Here is a 17,277-nt window from a genome sequence, read left to right as displayed (position 1 = left end):
GTTACTGTGCCTCTTGAGGCAGATCGTCCGTGATGTCGTAGTAATCGCCTTTGTCAGCCACAAATATATGGCGGGCGAGGGTCAGTCCGGTGGGTGCATCCAGCGCCCCCATAGCAATGGCAATCCGATCTTCGTCCTTATGCTGCCAGAACAGGTAAGAGCCGCAGGCGTTGCAAAATCCCCGACGGGCGATGTCGGAAGCACGAAACCAGCTCAGCGTATCGCTGGCGGTGAAGGTGATGTCGTCTTGATGGGCCGAGGTCGAGGCCCAGACATGACCCGACTGTTTGCGGCATTGACCGCAATGGCAGGCCGAGGCGGCAGGAAGATCGCCTTCGATCTTGAACGCAACCGAGCCGCACAGACAGGAACCTGTATGCATTTCGCTTATCCCCTTGCTGCTGGCGCGCTGGTGGTGCCCAGCAACACGCCATAAATGATGAAACAGGTGGCCATGACCCGGCGCACCCAGATGTTGAACACGGCCCCCAGCGCGGCCCGCCCCATAAGCGCACCTAGAAGAGTGAACCCGATGTAGCTGAGCGTTGTGATGATCAGCGCCGTTGGCATGATGACCAACATTTGCTCCCAGATCGGCACATCCGGCTGCACGAATTGCGAGAATGCAGCAAGATAACCCGCGACGCTTTTGGGGTTGATTGTCGCGACGGCCAGCGCGTGCAGATAGACATGCCGTGCAGGGCGTTCGGAAATAGGGGCGGGATTTGCTGCAGCCTTCCAGCCTCGGACACCCAGCCAGATCAGAAACCCTGCGCCCACCAGCTTGGCGATGAAGAATCCGGTGGGTGAGGCCGCGATCAAGGCCGTCACCCCAAGCGCCGACAAAACCAAAAAGGCGCTGGCTTGGGTCAGGATCGCCAAGACACCCAGCATCGCTTTTGCGAAGGGCAGGCTCATCCCGTTCGAGATACAGTTCACCGCGTTAGGCCCCGGTGTGGTTACAAACACCACCCAGAACAGCGCGAATATGGTCCAGGCCTCGAAACTCATCAGTACACCGGAGGTGCGATGACCCAGATGACCACAGCAGGCTCATCATGAGGGTTCGCCCAAATATAGGGTTCGTTCTTGATCCGAAAACTGTCACCGGGCCCAACCGAAAAGCTTTGCGCGCCGATGGTCAGATTCAACTGACCGGAAATCACATAGCCAACCTCTTGCGTGGGGCGGTCCGCCGGATTCTGCATCTTGGAATGCGGCTCAAAGGTGGAATGCACCATCTCAAAATCGTCAGTCAGATCGGGTGACAGCAGTTCCTCGATCAGACCTTCTTCGCCCGACCCCATAGGGCGGCGCGACCCGGCGCGCACGACATAGCCTTGTTCATTGGCGGGGGCGGCAGAATGGGCGAACAGCATGGACATCGGCACACCCAGACATTCCGCGATCTGACGCAGGTCTGAAATTGACGGTTCGGACTTGTCGCGTTCAACCTGGCTGAGCCATCCGACCGACCGGTTCAACCGCTCTGCGATCTCGGTCAGCGTCAACCCACGCGCCTTACGCAATGCGCGAATGTCGGCTCCGAGCGTTGCACTGTGGGGGGCTTGGCTGTTCACCGAACTCTCCGATATCTGGTGAAATTTTCCTCGTGTTTTTCACGATGCCGCGAATCGGTGAAAATTCCAAGCATTTTTTCACTTGGGAAAATCGACGCATTTAGCTATCCGTCAGCTATGTGGATTGCGGTTATATACCTGTGGGTCATCAACGGCCTGACTTTGCTGGCCTTTGGCTGGGACAAGCTGCGCGCCAGACGCAGAAAAAGCCGGGTTCCGGAACGCAGGCTATTGTGGCTGGCGGCACTGGGCGGCAGTCCCGGTGCGCTGGTCGGGCGTTGGATTTTCAATCACAAGTCCCGAAAAGGCCGGTTTTCCCTGTCGCTGTTTGCGATCTTTGCGACTCAGGTCGGGCTGGCATATTTCCTAATCACAGACATTCTGTAGTTGGCTTGATCCGCAAGCCACGTAAGATCCCGATGGGATCTAGGAAATGTCGCAGACATACATATCGGTATCGTCGGTGGAGTGAGCTGAGGATCGCGTGAACCCCGATTTCTGTAGCACACGGGCAGAGGCGGGATTGCTGTGCTCGACCCCGGCCAAAAACCGAATGGCGCGGCTCGTGCCGCAGGCCGCGATAAAGCCGGACACAAGTTCGGTTGCATAGCCACAGCCCCAGGCTCGTTCGGCAAACAGATATCCAAGGTGAATGGCTGGTGCGGCCTGATCTTCGGGTTCTGAGGCCAGTATCAGCAGTCCGATCAGCTGATTATTTTGCCTTAGCCGAACAAGAAGAACATCGCTTTCGGTCTTGCGTGCCGCGATCCAGTCGGTCATCCCGCTGGGCGTTTCTTCGACCTGCATCGAAGGCGGCAGGGGCTCAAGAACCGCTGGTGTCAGGACGGTTGCCAACTCGGCCGTCAACGCTGAAAGGCGACCAGCTTCAGAGACTTCCACTTGCCAGTGGCAGACGGCAAGCCGCTCTGTGGTGAATTGGTCCGGGATCATGCCTTGGCCAGTCGCAATTAGTATCCATTCCAGTCTAACAGACGGGCTGATTTTGCGTCAGGCCCCTCTTAACTCGCCCGAAAACGCCTTTGACAATATGGCAGACAGCTTTTCTGCGTCCTCATCCGTGAACGCATCAGGCTGGTCACTGTCGATGTCAAAAACCGCGATGACCTCGCCCGAGGCATTGCGCACCGGAAGCACCAGTTCGGACTGCGTAGACGAGGCGCAGGCGATGTGACCTGGAAACGCATGCACATCCGCCACCAACTGTACCTTTCCGGTCCGCGCCGCGGCACCACAGACACCGCGCCCGAAGGGAATAACCAGACACCCGTGACCACCCTGATAGGGGCCGATTTTCAAAATGCCCGGATCTGTTACGCGATAGAACCCCGTCCAGTCAAACCGATCATCGGCGTGATGAACCTCACAGGCGATTGTCGCCATCAGAGCAACTTGATCTGTCTCGCCTGCGGTTAGGGCGACGATTGTCTTGGTCAGCGTATCGTAATCAACGGTCATGGGGAGCGGGTCCGGTCAGTGATCTTGTAAACAGGTTCTACAGCACCGGACCTATGGTGGAATCGGCCCCGCGTCAAACGCGCTCAATCGCGATTGCAGTCCCCTCTCCACCACCGATGCAGATCGCCGCCACGCCGCGTTTCAGATCCCGCTTTTCCAACGCGTTCAGCAGGGTGACCATGATACGCGCTCCCGAAGCGCCGATAGGATGACCCAGAGCGCATGCACCACCATTCACATTTACCTTGTCACGCGTCAGACCCATCTCATGCATGAATGCCATCGGCACCACGGCAAAGGCTTCGTTTACTTCCCACAGATCCACATCATCATTGGACCAGCCGATTTTGGCCAAAAGCTTTTGCGCAGCGGGAACTGGCGCAGTCGTGAACAATCCCGGAGCCTGCGCATGGCTGGAATGACCCAGAATGCGCGCCCGAACCGAGAGGCATTGCGCTTCGGCGGCTTCAGCTGACGCCAGAACCAGAGCTGCCGCCCCATCAGAGATCGACGACGCGTTGGCCGCCGTCACCGTTCCACCCTTGCGAAAAGCCGGTTTCAGCGAAGGTATCTTTTCCGGGCGGGCGGTTTTCGGCTGCTCGTCCGCGGACTGCGTGACCTCGCCTTTCCTTGTACGGACGGTTACCGGAGTGATTTCACCGTCGAACGCGCCGCTGTCCTGCGCGGCCAGCGCGTTGGATAGGGACTGCAGGGCGTATTCGTCCTGCGCTTCGCGGGTGAACTGGAACGCCTCGGCACAGTCTTCGGCGAAAGTGCCCATCAGACGACCTTTGTCGTAGGCGTCCTCCAGCCCGTCCAGAAACATGTGGTCGACGACCTGAGCGTGCCCCAAGCGCGCACCCTCACGCATTTTGGGCAACAGGTAGGGCGCGTTCGTCATACTCTCCATCCCGCCTGCGATCATTGTGTTGGCATGGCCCAATGCGATCTGATCGAAGGCCATCATCGCAGCCTTCATCCCTGATCCGCACATCTTGTTGAGCGTCGTTGCCGGGACCTCTTGGCCCAAACCGGCTGCAAACCCAGCCTGACGTGCAGGGGCCTGACCCTGACCGGCTGGCAGAACGCAGCCCATCAGTACTTCGTCAACCGTTTCAGCACCGGCACCCTGCAGCGCGGCCCGGATCGCGGCTCCACCCAGATCGGCGGCAGAAACACCATCGAACATTCCTTGAAATCCACCCATCGGGGTACGTGCTGCTCCGGCGATTACAACTTGCTTCATCTGGGCGCTCCTAAATTCTTGTCATTCAATGGATACCGAATGGTAAGAATTCCCGTCTAGCGTATTTCTACGAGCGATTTCAGTTAAAGGACCGTCACGTATGGGCCTGTCCAGTACTACGACCAACAATATTCAAATAATTACTGTACAATCCAACCGGATTGATGCCGCAATGGCCATTCAGTTCAAAGAAAACATGCGCACGGAAACCGAAGGTGGGGCTGTGCGCGTGGTTCTGGATCTCAGCGGTGTCGAATTCATTGACTCCAGTGGTTTGGGCGCCATTGTCGCAGCCATGAAACAACTCGGGGCTGAACGGCGCCTGGATCTGGCAGGTCTTCAGCCTTTTGTGGAAAAGGTGTTTCGTCTTACGCGCATGGACACAGTGTTCAAGCTTTACCCAACGATGGATGACGCACTGTCCGGTGCGCCGGATTGAACACAAGGAGAAACTGAACAGGCGCAAGGCTAATGTGTAACGGCATCAGTTTCGATTTGAGCTTCGCTGCGACCGAGGTCGAAGCAAGCTCTGGCATTGCCAAGTTGAGCCAGGCACTGTCGTCCAAAGGGCTGCCTGCACACAAAGCGGCTGATGTCAGAATTGCCCTGGCCGAAGCCATTAACAATGTCGTTGAACACGCCTATGCCGGAACCACGCCCGCCAGCGTAAAGGTACACTGCCGCCTGCATCAGAACTGGTTGGAAATCCTCATCTCGGATACCGGCAATCCCCTTCCTGGCTTTCGCGTACCAGAAGGTGCACCTGCACCTCTGGGGGAAAGACGTGAAGACCTGCCCGAGGGGGGATTTGGATGGTTTCTGATCCACCAACTGACCAGTGAAATCCGCTATGACCGTAGCGAAGGCTGCAACCGGTTGTCACTGCGATTCAGTTTTCTCGACCCGGATTAGGGCTATAAAACGTCACAATAAGGCCCTTTTCGAACCATTGTAGCGCCGCAAACAAAGATCAAAGTCTTAACTGTAGCTCAGATAGCTTCCCTCGGCATCGTATGTCACAGCCCCCACCCAGTGAACGATGCCGAGGAACTTCCCCTTTGATTTGACTGGACAATACCCGGACGCGCGATACCTTCTGCGCGATCACACGGGAAGGCAGCGCAATGCGGGATTTTCAGGCACCAGGCAGATCCGAAGTTTTTTCGACCGAAGGGATGTGCGCCACATCTCACCCGCTGGCAGCCCAAGCGGCCCTTGGCATTCTACAGCAAGGTGGCAACGCGATGGACGCAGCCATCGCCGGGGCAGTGCTTTTGGGATTTTGCGAACCACAAATGACCGGCCTGGGCGGAGATTGCTTTGTTCTGTACAACCGCGCCGGAGAAGATGAGGTTCGGGCCCTCAACGGCTCTGGCCGGGCACCGGCAGCAGCCAACGCTGGCAGCTTGCGCGATAAGGGACTGACTGCAGTTCCGCTCAATACACCGGATGCGGTCACCATTCCCGGCGCGGTCGAGGCGTTCTGCCAGCTGGCCGAAACCGAGGGCAAACTAGGGCTGGACGCCATCCTGCAACCCGCCATCCGCTATGCAGACCAGGGCGTGCCGGTCGCCCCACGTGTGGCTTTTGATTGGGGCCCGGGTGCTAACACGTTGCAGGGGGCAGCCAGGAACCACTATCTGCTGAAAGGAGACGTTCCAAAGACCGGAGACATGTTCCGGTCCGCCGGGCAGGCAGAAGTGCTGCGCAGAATCGCCAAATACGGACGAAAGGCGTTTTACGCGGGCGAGGTCGCCGAAGATATTATCTCGACCCTGACGGCCATGGGCGGGGTACACACAGCAGAAGATCTGGACGCGACCGCTGCCACACCCACAGTTCCGGTCGCAGGGCACTATCGTGGCTTGGACCTGCTGGAACATCCGCCCAATGGCCAAGGTGCAACCGCCCTTTTGCTGCTGAATATCCTCAAGAACTTTGACCTCGGATCCATGGATCCGCTATCCGCAGAGCGTCTGCATATCGAGGCCGAAGCCTCAAAACTCGCCTACGATGCCCGCAACAGGTTCATCGCCGATCCGGATCATACGACACACGCAGACAGGTTTTGGGACCAGACAACAGCCGATCGGCTGGCAGAGCTTATCAATCCAAACCATGCCATGCCCGCTGCTGCCCCACTGACCGAAGCCATTCACAAGGACACGGTTTATATCACGGTGGTCGACAGGGACAGGATGGCGGTATCGCTGATCTATTCGATCTTTCATAGCTTTGGATCGGGTATCGCCTCTGAGAAATTCGGCATTCTGCTGCAAAACCGCGGGTCTGGATTTACGTTGCAATCAGGCCATCCGAACGAGTTTGGCGGCGGCAAACGCCCGATGCACACGATCATTCCCGGCATGTTGAAACAGAAAGGCAAAATCCTGATGCCCTTCGGCGTGATGGGTGGTGCCTTTCAGCCCACAGGACATGCAAAGCTGGTCTCGCTGCTAACTGACGATGAGTTTGCGCTGCAGCAGGCCATAGACGCACCGCGGGCCTTTGCAGACGGACCTGTCTTGAAACTGGAACGCGGAATTTCGCGGAAGGTCGCGCAACAATTATCTGAAATCGGCCACAAAGTTCTGATTTCAGAAACACCTCTTGGCGGGGCTCAAGCGATCCGAATCCAGAAGAGCGGCGTTTTGCAAGGCGCAAGCGATCCGCGAAAAGATGGGTGCGCGCTTGGTTATTGACAGTATGGGCCCGGTTTCACCCGCGCTTCCATTTTTAGTTCAAATGGAAATGCAACGGATATGCGCCGTTTTCAAACGGACCAAACATATCGGGGATATCCGGATGCTCGACCGGTTCTCCGGACTGGTCGGCAATCAGATTTTGTTCAGAAACATAAGCAACATAGAAGGATTGGTCATTTTCCGCCAACAGATGATAAAACGGCTGATCCTTGATCGGCCTGCTGTCTTCGGGAATGGCCTGATACCATTCTTCGGTATTTGAAAACTCTGGGTCCACGTCAAAAATCACCCCTCGGAAGGGATGTTTTTTGTGGCGGACGACTTGGCCCAGCCGGTACTTTGCTTGTGTCTTTAGCATCACGTTTGCCCCCAAAGGTCTTACTACCCGTTTCCTCATAGGAATGCCAATCATTGATCTAAAATAATGGGAAACAGTCTGTGAACCTCTTACTGACAGTACTCGAAATCGTGGCCCCGGTCTTCCTCTTGGCGGGGATCGGGTTTGCCTGGGTCAAACTTGGCTTTGAATACAGGCTGCAATTTGTGACCCGCCTTGCGGTGACGCTCGCCGTGCCCAGCCTGATTTTCGTGGCCCTGATGCAAACCCAGATCCCGCCCGGAGAGCTGACCCGGTTCACTTTGGCCGCCATCACAGGCCATGTCGGGCTGGCGGTCGCATTTGGCGTATTTGTCCGGGCCAGCAAGCTGGAAAGGCGCACCTATCTGGCGCCGCTGATATTCGGCAACACGGGGAATCTGGGCCTGCCTCTGGCCATTTTTGCATTTGGGCAGGCAGGCTTGGGTTTCGCGGTGATATTTCTGGCCGTTACCGCCCTGTTTTCCTTTACTTACGGGATCTACCTGGTGGCGGGAAAAGGCGCTTTCGGCAAGGTAGCACGTGAACCCATGGTTTGGGCTACTCTGCTGGGGGCGCTGTTTCTGTGGCAGGGCTGGCAAACACCTGTCTTCGTGACCAATACGCTGGACCTGCTGGGACAGATGGCGATTCCGATGATGCTGATCACGCTTGGTGTTGCGATTGCGCGGCTGACCACCAGAAAGCTAGGGCAAGCGGTCTGGCTATCGGCGTTGAAACTGATCGTGTGTTTTGCCCTGGCATGGGCAATCGCAAAAGGGTTTGATCTGGATAACGTCGCGTTCGGCGTTCTAGTGGTGCAGATGTGTACGCCGGTTGCCGTAACCTCATACCTGCTGGCCGAACGGTTCGAGGCGGATTCCGACGCTGTTGCCGGGCTGGTTATGGTCTCAACCCTGATGTCCGTCGGCGCTTTGCCTATAATTCTAGCTATTGTTCTGTAGCGATTGTGATTTCCTAATCGCTCAATCTGCGCTAGAATGAAGAAAAAAGGCACGAGGCACATGAGCAGAATTCTTATCGTACTCTTCGGGGTGCTGCTTTTGGCATCCTGCGGGGGTGGTTCCAAACAACCGCCCAGCAAGCTGAATGATGCATGCAGCATTGCACGTGAACGGCCGGAATACATCAAGGCGTTCAAAAGCACCGAACGGAAATGGGGCATCCCCGTTCACGTTCAGATGGCGACGATCTATCAGGAAAGCCGCTATAAACACGATGCGCGCACACCGCATCAATATGTTCTGGGTGTGATCCCGATGGGCCGCCAGAGCAGCGCCTATGGCTTCAGCCAGGCGCTGGACGGGACATGGGATGAGTATCAGCGCGAAACCGGCAAACGCCGGGCCAAGCGGGACCGTATCCGCGACGCTTCGGATTTCATCGGCTGGTACATGAACAAAAGCTATGAGCGGAATGGCATCCAGCCAAGCGACACGCGCAATCAGTATCTGGCCTATCATGAAGGCCATACCGGTTATGCCCGCGGCAGCCATTACAGCAAGACGTGGTTGCTGAACGTGGCCAATGATGTGGATGCGCGCGCCCGGATGTACCAGGCGCAACTGTCAGGCTGTCGTTACTGAACAAACAGCGGGTCAGCGATTGCCTGACCCGCTTCTGTTCTTGTTCGAAAACAGGCTGCTGCTTAGATTTTTTTCGGTATCAAGCTGTCCCAGCAGAACCGTTGTCTGTCCGCCTGCATTATCGTGGATCACCCATTTTCGCAGCTCAACCGGATCGCCAGTGAACATCAGCTCAATTCGACCGGAGTCAGGGTTTTTCGGGTCCTGTGCTGTCACGACAGTGGCCGTTCCGTCAAAGTCATGCCCAACCACCATATTAGCCTGACCCAGATCGACATTCCGTGCCAGAACCAGAGACAGAGGTGTTCGCTTTAACGGATACTGCTCGGGCGGTTGATTGGATTTCGGATCGAAAATCTGAACGGTGCCAGCGCGTGCCAACACAACGGCGCTGTCTGGCGGGTCATATTCGAACCGCATCTTTCCAGGCCGTGCGATCCACAGCTTTCCTGTGCTCAGTGAGCCATCATCATTGACCTGTGTAAATGTCGTCTCGACAGTTTTCAGACCATTCAGGTAATTCGATATCTGCGACAGCGGCAACTTGTCCGCAGCCCAGGCGGCGGGTGTGGCCAGTGTCAGTGCAAGGGCAAAAGCAATCTGTTTCATAAGACCCAGATAAGCGCTCTGCCCTTGTTATTAAATATCCTATTGCTCTGGCACCAGGATTTCGCGTTTTCCGACGTGATTCGCCGATGAAACAATGCCTTCGTCCTCCATCTGCTCAACCAGACGCGCAGCTTTGTTATAGCCAATGGCAAGTTTCCGCTGGATATACGAGGTCGAGCATTTGCGATCCTTGATCACAATCGCCACGGCCTGATCGTAAAGGGCGTCTTCGCCATTGGTGTTGCCCCCGGTGTTCAAACCCAGAACAGCGTCGATATTATCAGCCTTTTCCTCGGTCGGTCCATCGACCACACCGCTCATATAATCCGGCGGGCCGAATTGCTTCAGATGGTTGACGATTTCCTCGACCTCTTCATCCGAGACAAACGGACCGTGGCAACGTGTGATCTTCGCGCCACCCGCCATATACAGCATGTCACCCTGACCCAGCAGTTGTTCGGCGCCCATTTCACCAAGAATGGTGCGGCTATCGATCTTTGACGTCACCTGGAAGGAAATCCGGGTCGGAAAGTTCGCCTTGATCGTGCCGGTAATCACATCGACCGAGGGGCGCTGCGTGGCCATGATCAGGTGGATACCCGAGGCCCGCGCCATCTGCGCCAGACGTTGGATGCAGGCCTCGATCTCTTTGCCAGCGACCATCATCAGGTCGGCCATCTCGTCGACAATAACAACGATATAGGGCATCGACTCGGGTGCGAATTCCTCGGTCTCGAACATCGGTTCACCCGTTTCGTCGTCAAAACCGGTCTGGACCGTGCGGCTGAACATTTCGCCCTTGGACAGCGCGTCTTTCACGCGGCCGTTATAGCCGGCGATGTTACGCACGCCCATCTTGGACATCTTGCGATAGCGATCCTCCATCTCTCCCACGACCCATTTCAAGGCGACAACCGCCTTCTTCGGGTCGGTCACCACGGGTGAGAGCAGATGCGGGATGCCGTCATAGACCGACAATTCCAGCATCTTGGGGTCGATCATGATCAGGCGGCATTCATCCGGCGTCAGCTTATACAGCAACGACAGGATCATCGTGTTGATCGCCACCGATTTACCGGAACCGGTGGTCCCCGCGATCAGCAGGTGGGGCATCTTGGCCAGATTGGCCACAACGGATTCACCGCCAATATCCTTGCCCAGCGCCAAAGGCAGCGCCTGATTGCCGTCTCCGAAGTCACGGCTCGAAAGGATTTCGCGCAGTACCACCATTTCACGGTTTTCATTGGGCAGTTCGATCCCGATGACCGAGCGGCCCGGCAGGGTCGAAACCCGCGCCGAGAGGGCCGACATCGAGCGGGCAATGTCATCCGACAGACCAATAACACGGCTGGCTTTCAAACCCGGAGCCGGCTCAAGTTCGTACATGGTGACAACCGGACCGGGGCGGACGCTGACGATCTCACCTTTGACGCCATAGTCATCCAGCACATTTTCCAACATCCGCGCATTCTCTTCCAGGGCCTCATCGCTCAGGTGATGGCGCTGAATGCTGGAGGGGTTAGACAGCAGGCCCAGCGGAGGCAGTTCGAAATCGGAGTGCTTTTCTTCGAACGACAACGCGGGCTGGGCCTCGGCCTGGGCCCGGCGCGAGGGTGGCGGGGTGCGGCGCACGGGTTGAGCAACCACCGGCTTGCGCGGCTCGGCCACGGGGATTTTCATCGCCGGGCGGGCTTGCGGCATCTCATCGGCGTCATCCTCGAAAACGGCCTCGTCATCGAAATCCGGCTCGGGCGCAAAATCCTGATGCAGCGGTTCCTGCCATTCTGTTTCAGGCTGCGCTGACAGCATCGGCTCGGGCGGCAGCCCGGTTGATGTCACTGGCGGCTCTGGCGGCAGATCGTCCGCAGGCCCTGCATTCAGGATCAACGGATCAGGTCCACGGCCCCGCCCTTTGGTCAGCGGCAGGTCGGGATCGGGCTCAGGAGCCATCTCTCCGACTGCAACCTTACGGTTGCGCACGGCGGCAGAAATCTTTGAACGGATACGGTCCTCGCCCGGCATATCCTCGTAACCCGCGACAGGTTCACGGTCGATCAGCTCGGGTTCGGGCATGGGGTCCGGGCGGCGGATCAGATCAGGAATGCGCGACAGAAGGCCGGTCTTTACCGGTTCGGGCGCTTCCAGAAGTGGTTCGTCGAAAACAGGGGCCGCAAACGCAATCTCGTCGTCGAACACGGCCCCTTCGGCGCGGGCCGTCTTGCGTTCGTCCCATTGGGCACGACGTTCGCGCGCAGCCTCCGCTGTTGCGGCAGCCCCACGGCCCAGCAGATTCATCAGTATGTCATAGGACATGACCAGCCCCAGCAGGAAGGCGCGGAACCCCTTGCGCACGTCGTCCTTGGTGAAACCAAGAACAAACACGCCCAGCGTCAGCATCCCAATAGCCATCGCCAGAGACATCAGCTTGACAATAAAATGCGAGGATATGGGCAACAAGGTCAGGAAGGCACCCATGACCGTATCCCCAAACAATCCACCCAGACCAAAACTATGCGTTACGCGCCAAGCCTCACCCGGCACTAATGTCGCCGCATAGACCGAGACAATGGCGATCCAGATCGGTGCAAATATCAGGCGGGCGACGGCACGATCTTCACCGAAATGCCCGGCAAAACGCACACCCCAGCCGATCAACACCAACGCGATGCTCCAACTGCCCCAACCGACAATCATGAACAATGGCGCCGCGATCGAGGCACCAACACGACCCATCCAGTTCTGCACTGGTGCATCCGTCGACACCATCCAGTTCGGGTCATCCGGTGTGTAGGACCAGATCATTGCCGCCGAAGCCACCCCAAGTAGGATCAGGGCGATGCCGATCAACTCTTTGCTGCGCCTCTCGATGGCGGCCTGAGTCGTGCTGTCCAGCAATGGATCGCGGTTGCGCGCGTTATATGATGCCATTTTGCCCTCGTACCTCACGAATAAATGCAGTCGCGGAGCGTGATCAGCCCCTGCCGCATCTCTGTTTTTGGGGCCACCATAGCGACCCGGATAAATTGCTCGCCCGGGTTTTGCCCCGGATCACCTTGAGAAAGATATGCCCCCGGCAGCACCCGAACTCCGGTCTGCTGCCACAGTTTCAATGCGGTTTCCTCGCCATTCTCGACCGGCAGCCACAGAAAGAACCCTGCCTCGGGCGGCATATAGCCCTGGATGCCTGCAAACACCTGGTCTGCGATGGCGTATTTTTCCTGATAGAGCGCGCGATTCTCGTCCACATGCGCCTCATCGGCCCAGAGCCTTGCGGCGGCGGCCTGCAACGGCAGCGGCAATGGCGCGCCTGCATAATTGCGCAACTGCTTGACCCGCTTGATCGTTTCCGGCCCGCCTGCAATCAAACCTGACCGCAACCCGGCCACGTTCGACCGCTTTGACAGTGAATTGAACAAGGTGACCCGTTCGGGGTCTGCGCCCAGCTCCTGCGCGACAGACAGGACACCTGTAGGCGCTGTGTCGCGGTAGATCTCGGAATAGCATTCATCGGCGAAGATACGGAAATCATATGTCTCAGCCAGCCGGATCAACTCGGCCCAATATTCGCGCGTGGCAACTGCGCCCTGCGGGTTGGCTGGTGAGCAGATATAAGCGGCAACGGTGCGGTTCAGCACATCCGCGGGCAATTCCGCATAGTCCGGCAGATGATCTGTGGCCGCCATGGCCGGGACAAAAACCGGATCAGCCCCGACCGAGATCGAGGCAACCATATAGACCTGATAGAACGGGTTCGGGCACAGAACGACCGGTTTTTGTCCGTATTTCTGTTCGGGGCACAGCGCCATGGCGGCGTTATACAGCCCTTCGCGCGTCCCGTTCAGGGCCATAACCTGCGTGTCCGGGTCCATCGTGACGCCATAGCGGCGTGCAATCCAGTCGGTAATCGCGCCGCGCAGCTCGGCCGAGCCCTCATTCGGCGGGTATCCCTGAAACCCGGCAGCGTTTTCCGCGATAACATCGCTGACCCAGGCAGGAAATGCGTGCATCGGCTCACCAATGGTCATGTGAATCACTTCACCGCCCGGTTGGTGATGATCCAACAGGGTGCGTAGGCGCGGGAATGCGTATTCCGGAAGGTTCGAAAACCGCTCGGGGAAATTCATAACTACTGCCTCAATATCGGGATCATTTCGCCCCGTTTTCAAGCAGGTTACAGGCCGGGCGGGGCTTCGTCCAGACAAAGAGGTGTCGAATCAGGGGATTGTGGCATTCAGGCCAATGCGGCCTCGGCCGCGGAACCAAGCCGCAAAAGCGCCTCTTCGGACCCCGGATAACCCATCATCATCAGCCCGCAGCCCGGTTTTCCGGTCGGCAAGGTCAGCGCTGCCAGCCCCATGAGGTTGCCGATCCGGGTGTTCCGCAAAGCCAGCAGGTTTTCGGTGACGTAATAGTCATGATCGCTCATCAGCCGTTCAAGATTGGGCGGCAGGATCGGTGCAGTTGGGGCCAAAACGGCGTCAAACCCGGCAGTGGCCACGTCCCATGCACCGCGACACGCCTTCAGCCTTGACCAGGCTGCAACATAATCGGGGCCCGAAGCATTTCGTCCAGCACGGAACCGTTCGAGTATTTCGGGATACATCACATCTGGGTTGGCCTCGATCACATCGCGCCACAGGCCATAGGCTTCGGTGGTGTAAAGAACCCCCGACAGCCCCATCGCGTCGGTCAGTTCAGGGACCTCAAGAGGCAGGATATCTGCACCGGCCTCACGCAACCGATCCAGGGCATCCTCGTAAGCGACACGCGGCTCTGCGCGCAAATCATCCTTGGCGACAGTCTGCAAATCCGCGAAACGACGCCCCTTTAGATTGGCTCCGCGCAAATCAGCTGGCGTCCCGCCCTCCAGCATGGCCAGCATATGGGCCGCATCTTCGACCGAGCGGGCCAGCGGTCCAACGGTATCAAACCGCAGGCACAACGGGACTGTACCCTCCAGGCTGACCCGCCCGGCAGTGGTTTTCAGCCCGACCAGATTGTTCCAGGCTGACGGTATCCGCACTGACCCACCGGTATCCGAGCCGATCGCGCAAGCTGCCAACCCCCAAGCCACGGATGCCGCAGCCCCCGAAGATGATCCTCCGGGAACCGCGTCCTCATCATCGATGCAGGGCGGTGTTCCGGTGATCGGGTTCAGGCCCAGACCCGAGAAAGCCAGCTCGCTCATATGGGTTTTGCCAAGGCATACAGCGCCCATGGCACTGGCATTTCGCAGCACGATTGCATCAGTTTTGGGAACCCGGTCTTTCAGCAGTGCCGTTCCTGCCTCGGTGGCAGTCCCGGCAGTATCGAACAGGTCTTTCCAACTGATCGGCACCCCATCCAACAATGATCGGCGCAATCCCAGCTTGGCCCGTTCCTGCGCCGCCTCAGCCTCGGCTTGGGCGCGCGTTTCGGTCACGCGGGCATAGATACGGTCGCGATGCGGGTGGGCTGCTATCGCAGTCAGAAAGGTCTCTGTCAGTTCAACCGGGTCAATCTGGCCCATGCCAATGCCCCGACCCAGATCACAAGCCGTCATCGACAACCAATCCTGCATCACTGCCCCCTTCGATTTCTGCATTCCCAGCGACGGTAGCGACAGGACCGCACATGGACAATCCCGAATGGGCGCGCATAGTGCGCAGCATGGAACAGAGCTCGGATATCCTGATCGTCGGCGGCGGCCTGAATGGCCCCGCTTTGGCTTTGGCACTGGCACAAACAGGGCACAGAGTTACCGTCATTGACGCGCTGGCCGAAAAGGTTCGCAAAAATGCGGCTTTTGACGGCAGAGCCTATGCGTTGGCCCTGGCCTCGCAGCGCCTGCTAGAGGCGATTGGGGTTTGGACACGGGTTGCCAAACACGCCCAGCCAATGCTCGAAATCAAGGTCACCGATGGCCATGCAGGCGCTGGCCCGTCGCCGTTTTTCATGCATTTCGACCATGCCGAGATCGAAGAAGGTCCGATGGGCTTTATGGTCGAAGACCGCCACCTGCGCCGTGCCTTTCTGGACGCGATGGTCGCGGAAAAAGCCATTACCCAGATCAGCGGCAAGACGGTAGTGTCACAGCAGACCTCGGGAACAGGCGTCAGCCTGACATTGGATGATGGCGCGGTCGTCAAGGGTGCGCTGCTGATCGGATGCGATGGGCGTCGCAGCGGCACAGCGGAACGTGCCGGGATCAAACGCACAGGATGGGATTACGGGCAGACCGCGCTGGTCTGCGCCATCGAACATGACTTGCCGCATCACGGCATCGCGCAACAGTTCTTCATGCCACCCGGCCCTTTGGCCATTCTGCCTCTGACCGGCAATCGCAGCTCTATCGTCTGGAGCGAGCGAACAGAAATGGCCAAGCGCATCAACGCGCTGCCCGAGGAGGACTATCTGCAGGTCCTGCGCCCCAGATTCGGCGATTTCCTGGGCGAAATCCGTCTGGCCGGAGATCGGTTTACCTATCCGTTGAACCTGACCATCGCCAACTCTTTCATCGGAGAACGGATGGCACTGGTCGGAGACGCAGCCCATGGAATGCACCCGATTGCAGGCCAGGGCCTGAATGCGGGCCTGCGCGACGTGGGCGCCCTGGCCGAGGTGCTGACCCTGGCCGGACGGCGCGGGGAAGATATTAGTTCGCCACTGGTTTTGGAGCGTTTTCAGGAATGGCGACGGTTTGATACCGCGTCTTTGGCGATGGCGACGGATATGTTCAACAAACTGTTTTCCAACGACAATCCTCTACTACGGATCGGACGGGATATCGGGATGGGCGTCGTCGGGTCACTACCCGGCCTGCGTCGCGGTTTCGTGCGCGAGGCCGCCGGCCTGACTGGGGACCTGCCAAAACTACTGCAGGGTCGGGCGATCTAGTCCAGCTCGCGCGCCTCATCCACCAACATGACAGGAATGCCATTGCGGATCGGAAAGGCCAAACCCGCCGCTTTTGACACCAGTTCCTGCTTTTCAGCGTCATAATGCAGCGTTGTATGCGTCTTCGGACAAATTAGCGCCTCAAGCATGTGGCGGTCAAAAGCGTGTTCAACGGTGGTCATTGTAGTGTTTCCTCATTCGCTCCGCCGCGCATGGCGAATTCAATCAGTGTCACCAAAGTCTCGCGCCGGGTGCGCAAACAGGGAGCCTCTAGCAAGGCTTGTTTTTCTTCCGGATCAAAATCCAGCAACATCGACAGCGAATTCACAAGCAGTTCATCATTCGCGTCTTTCAACATATCCCAATCAGCCGACAACTTTCGCGACGAAAAGAACTTTTCCAACAGCTTCAAAAGCCCCACCCGATCAAACCCCTCGTCGTGCTCGACCTTGCCAAGATCACGGTCAAACCCGCGCCAGGTCACGTTACAACGGCGGTATGGGGTAAATGCATCCAACTCGGCCTGAATACGGAACCGGGAGATGCCAGTCAGAGTGATCAGATAGCGGCCGTCTTCAGTTTCGGAAAACTGCGTCACCCGCCCCGCGCAGCCAATTTGGTGCAGCTTGTTTTCGTTGCTTTGACAGGGATTCGGTTGAACCAACCCGATCAACCGTTCCTGGGTCTTCAAAGCGTCGTCCAGCATCTGCAGATAGCGCGGCTCAAATATATGCAGCGGCAAGCGCGATCGGGGCAGCAACAGCGCCCCGGGCAAAGGGAAAACGGATACCGTTTCCGGCAGATCAGCGGGATGCATCATGTA

At 57.8% G+C, this 17,277-nt stretch carries 20 protein-coding genes; 7 read left to right on the top strand and 13 right to left on the bottom strand.

Translation table 11 applies throughout. The features are described 5' to 3' along the window. Window position 1: 1 nt before the first annotated feature. Genes AC2FJV_RS08380 through AC2FJV_RS08370 form a run of 3 tightly spaced genes read right to left on the bottom strand, consistent with a single transcriptional unit; the run spans window position 2 to window position 1,580 of the window. Entirely contained in the window at window positions 2-382 is a 381-nt protein-coding gene (locus tag AC2FJV_RS08380) for a GFA family protein (protein ID WP_142637055.1), read from the bottom strand. A gap of 5 nt (window positions 383-387) precedes the next feature. Continuing rightward, a complete protein-coding gene (locus AC2FJV_RS08375; RefSeq protein WP_281973074.1) occupies window positions 388-1,011 on the bottom strand; it encodes a LysE family translocator in 624 nt (207 codons plus the stop codon). Continuing rightward, complete coding sequence (locus AC2FJV_RS08370) at window positions 1,011-1,580, bottom strand: helix-turn-helix domain-containing protein (RefSeq protein WP_142637059.1); 570 nt, start codon at window positions 1,578-1,580, stop codon at window positions 1,011-1,013. The genes AC2FJV_RS08375 and AC2FJV_RS08370 overlap by 1 nt, the downstream gene beginning before the upstream one ends. Window positions 1,581-1,697: 117 nt before the next feature. Between AC2FJV_RS08370 and AC2FJV_RS08365 the strand changes: the two genes are divergently transcribed. Continuing rightward, entirely contained in the window at window positions 1,698-1,967 is a 270-nt protein-coding gene (locus AC2FJV_RS08365; protein ID WP_142637060.1) for a DUF1294 domain-containing protein, read from the top strand. Window positions 1,968-2,006: 39 nt separating this feature from the next. Here AC2FJV_RS08365 and AC2FJV_RS08360 read toward each other — a convergent pair whose 3' ends face one another. The 3 genes from AC2FJV_RS08360 to AC2FJV_RS08350 all read right to left on the bottom strand — a co-directional run bounded on the left by AC2FJV_RS08360 (window position 2,007) and on the right by AC2FJV_RS08350 (window position 4,302). Beyond that, window positions 2,007-2,531 (bottom strand): GNAT family N-acetyltransferase, encoded by a 525-nt coding sequence (locus tag AC2FJV_RS08360; protein WP_142637062.1) that lies wholly within the window; start codon window positions 2,529-2,531, stop codon window positions 2,007-2,009. Window positions 2,532-2,588: 57 nt separating this feature from the next. Next, window positions 2,589-3,056, bottom strand: coding sequence for a GAF domain-containing protein (locus tag AC2FJV_RS08355; RefSeq protein ID WP_271949692.1), 468 nt, complete (start codon window positions 3,054-3,056; stop codon window positions 2,589-2,591). A 73-nt stretch (window positions 3,057-3,129) separates the two neighbouring features. Next, a complete protein-coding gene (locus AC2FJV_RS08350; protein ID WP_142637066.1) occupies window positions 3,130-4,302 on the bottom strand; it encodes a thiolase family protein in 1,173 nt (390 codons plus the stop codon). Between the two features lie 100 nt (window positions 4,303-4,402). Here AC2FJV_RS08350 and AC2FJV_RS08345 point away from each other — a divergent pair, with 100 nt between their 5' ends. The 3 genes from AC2FJV_RS08345 to AC2FJV_RS08335 all read left to right on the top strand — a co-directional run bounded on the left by AC2FJV_RS08345 (window position 4,403) and on the right by AC2FJV_RS08335 (window position 7,004). Further along, window positions 4,403-4,741, top strand: coding sequence for an STAS domain-containing protein (locus tag AC2FJV_RS08345; protein WP_142637067.1), 339 nt, complete (start codon window positions 4,403-4,405; stop codon window positions 4,739-4,741). Between the two features lie 32 nt (window positions 4,742-4,773). Next, window positions 4,774-5,214: an ATP-binding protein gene (locus AC2FJV_RS08340; protein ID WP_496694160.1), complete on the top strand. Its 441-nt coding sequence runs from the start codon at window positions 4,774-4,776 to the stop codon at window positions 5,212-5,214. Window positions 5,215-5,426: 212 nt separating this feature from the next. Next, window positions 5,427-7,004: a gamma-glutamyltransferase family protein gene (locus AC2FJV_RS08335; RefSeq protein ID WP_142637071.1), complete on the top strand. Its 1,578-nt coding sequence runs from the start codon at window positions 5,427-5,429 to the stop codon at window positions 7,002-7,004. 34 nt (window positions 7,005-7,038) lie between these two features. On the opposite strand, the gene hspQ is transcribed toward AC2FJV_RS08335, so the two are convergent. After that, window positions 7,039-7,365 carry a heat shock protein HspQ gene (hspQ, locus tag AC2FJV_RS08330; RefSeq protein ID WP_142637073.1) on the bottom strand — a complete coding sequence of 109 codons (327 nt, stop codon included), beginning with the start codon at window positions 7,363-7,365 and terminating at the stop codon, window positions 7,039-7,041. 80 nt (window positions 7,366-7,445) lie between these two features. Between hspQ and AC2FJV_RS08325 the strand changes: the two genes are divergently transcribed. Both AC2FJV_RS08325 and AC2FJV_RS08320 read left to right on the top strand, forming a co-directional pair. After that, window positions 7,446-8,327 carry an AEC family transporter gene (locus AC2FJV_RS08325; protein WP_496713367.1) on the top strand — a complete coding sequence of 294 codons (882 nt, stop codon included), beginning with the start codon at window positions 7,446-7,448 and terminating at the stop codon, window positions 8,325-8,327. 60 nt (window positions 8,328-8,387) lie between these two features. Then, window positions 8,388-8,969, top strand: coding sequence for a transglycosylase SLT domain-containing protein (locus AC2FJV_RS08320; protein WP_142637077.1), 582 nt, complete (start codon window positions 8,388-8,390; stop codon window positions 8,967-8,969). Between the two features lie 12 nt (window positions 8,970-8,981). Here AC2FJV_RS08320 and AC2FJV_RS08315 read toward each other — a convergent pair whose 3' ends face one another. From AC2FJV_RS08315 to AC2FJV_RS08300, 4 genes are all read right to left on the bottom strand, one after another. Beyond that, complete coding sequence (locus tag AC2FJV_RS08315; RefSeq protein ID WP_142637078.1) at window positions 8,982-9,578, bottom strand: LolA family protein; 597 nt, start codon at window positions 9,576-9,578, stop codon at window positions 8,982-8,984. Window positions 9,579-9,617: 39 nt separating this feature from the next. Next, window positions 9,618-12,506 carry a DNA translocase FtsK gene (locus AC2FJV_RS08310; RefSeq protein ID WP_496713365.1) on the bottom strand — a complete coding sequence of 963 codons (2,889 nt, stop codon included), beginning with the start codon at window positions 12,504-12,506 and terminating at the stop codon, window positions 9,618-9,620. 14 nt (window positions 12,507-12,520) lie between these two features. Beyond that, window positions 12,521-13,702: an aminotransferase class I/II-fold pyridoxal phosphate-dependent enzyme gene (locus AC2FJV_RS08305; RefSeq protein WP_496713363.1), complete on the bottom strand. Its 1,182-nt coding sequence runs from the start codon at window positions 13,700-13,702 to the stop codon at window positions 12,521-12,523. Window positions 13,703-13,809: 107 nt separating this feature from the next. After that, window positions 13,810-15,138, bottom strand: a complete 1,329-nt coding sequence (locus tag AC2FJV_RS08300; protein ID WP_496713418.1) for an amidase — start codon at window positions 15,136-15,138, stop codon at window positions 13,810-13,812. Between the two features lie 89 nt (window positions 15,139-15,227). On the opposite strand from AC2FJV_RS08300, the gene AC2FJV_RS08295 reads away from it, so the two are divergent. After that, window positions 15,228-16,454, top strand: coding sequence for an FAD-dependent monooxygenase (locus AC2FJV_RS08295; protein WP_496713416.1), 1,227 nt, complete (start codon window positions 15,228-15,230; stop codon window positions 16,452-16,454). Here the strand turns inward: AC2FJV_RS08295 and AC2FJV_RS08290 are convergent. Both AC2FJV_RS08290 and AC2FJV_RS08285 read right to left on the bottom strand, forming a co-directional pair. Then, on the bottom strand, window positions 16,451-16,636 hold the full coding sequence (locus AC2FJV_RS08290) for a Trm112 family protein (protein WP_142637084.1): 186 nt from the start codon (window positions 16,634-16,636) through the stop codon (window positions 16,451-16,453). The genes AC2FJV_RS08295 and AC2FJV_RS08290 overlap by 4 nt on opposite strands. Then, window positions 16,633-17,274 (bottom strand): LON peptidase substrate-binding domain-containing protein, encoded by a 642-nt coding sequence (locus AC2FJV_RS08285; RefSeq protein WP_142637086.1) that lies wholly within the window; start codon window positions 17,272-17,274, stop codon window positions 16,633-16,635. Before AC2FJV_RS08285 ends, AC2FJV_RS08290 begins: the two co-directional genes overlap by 4 nt. Window positions 17,275-17,277: the final 3 nt, after the last annotated feature.

It is taken from the genome of Ruegeria sp. CDSA241, from assembly GCF_059611265.1.
The sequence above is the reverse complement of the archived record's forward strand: the minus strand, read 5'-3'. Positions and strand labels throughout refer to the sequence as shown.

Coding starts and splice junctions, on each gene's coding strand:
- AC2FJV_RS08290 (WP_142637084.1), bottom strand. CDS start 16,636: ATGACCACCGTTGAACACGCTTTTGACCGCCACATGCTTGAGGCGCTA.
- AC2FJV_RS08345 (WP_142637067.1), top strand. CDS start 4,403: ATGGGCCTGTCCAGTACTACGACCAACAATATTCAAATAATTACTGTA.
- AC2FJV_RS08365 (WP_142637060.1), top strand. CDS start 1,698: ATGTGGATTGCGGTTATATACCTGTGGGTCATCAACGGCCTGACTTTG.
- AC2FJV_RS08295 (WP_496713416.1), top strand. CDS start 15,228: ATGGAACAGAGCTCGGATATCCTGATCGTCGGCGGCGGCCTGAATGGC.
- AC2FJV_RS08300 (WP_496713418.1), bottom strand. CDS start 15,138: ATGCAGGATTGGTTGTCGATGACGGCTTGTGATCTGGGTCGGGGCATT.
- AC2FJV_RS08350 (WP_142637066.1), bottom strand. CDS start 4,302: ATGAAGCAAGTTGTAATCGCCGGAGCAGCACGTACCCCGATGGGTGGA.
- AC2FJV_RS08305 (WP_496713363.1), bottom strand. CDS start 13,702: ATGAATTTCCCCGAGCGGTTTTCGAACCTTCCGGAATACGCATTCCCG.
- AC2FJV_RS08315 (WP_142637078.1), bottom strand. CDS start 9,578: ATGAAACAGATTGCTTTTGCCCTTGCACTGACACTGGCCACACCCGCC.
- AC2FJV_RS08380 (WP_142637055.1), bottom strand. CDS start 382: ATGCATACAGGTTCCTGTCTGTGCGGCTCGGTTGCGTTCAAGATCGAA.
- AC2FJV_RS08360 (WP_142637062.1), bottom strand. CDS start 2,531: ATGATCCCGGACCAATTCACCACAGAGCGGCTTGCCGTCTGCCACTGG.
- AC2FJV_RS08340 (WP_496694160.1), top strand. CDS start 4,774: ATGTGTAACGGCATCAGTTTCGATTTGAGCTTCGCTGCGACCGAGGTC.
- AC2FJV_RS08285 (WP_142637086.1), bottom strand. CDS start 17,274: ATGATGCATCCCGCTGATCTGCCGGAAACGGTATCCGTTTTCCCTTTG.
- AC2FJV_RS08355 (WP_271949692.1), bottom strand. CDS start 3,056: ATGACCGTTGATTACGATACGCTGACCAAGACAATCGTCGCCCTAACC.
- AC2FJV_RS08375 (WP_281973074.1), bottom strand. CDS start 1,011: ATGAGTTTCGAGGCCTGGACCATATTCGCGCTGTTCTGGGTGGTGTTT.
- AC2FJV_RS08320 (WP_142637077.1), top strand. CDS start 8,388: ATGAGCAGAATTCTTATCGTACTCTTCGGGGTGCTGCTTTTGGCATCC.
- hspQ (WP_142637073.1), bottom strand. CDS start 7,365: ATGCTAAAGACACAAGCAAAGTACCGGCTGGGCCAAGTCGTCCGCCAC.
- AC2FJV_RS08335 (WP_142637071.1), top strand. CDS start 5,427: ATGCGGGATTTTCAGGCACCAGGCAGATCCGAAGTTTTTTCGACCGAA.
- AC2FJV_RS08310 (WP_496713365.1), bottom strand. CDS start 12,506: ATGGCATCATATAACGCGCGCAACCGCGATCCATTGCTGGACAGCACG.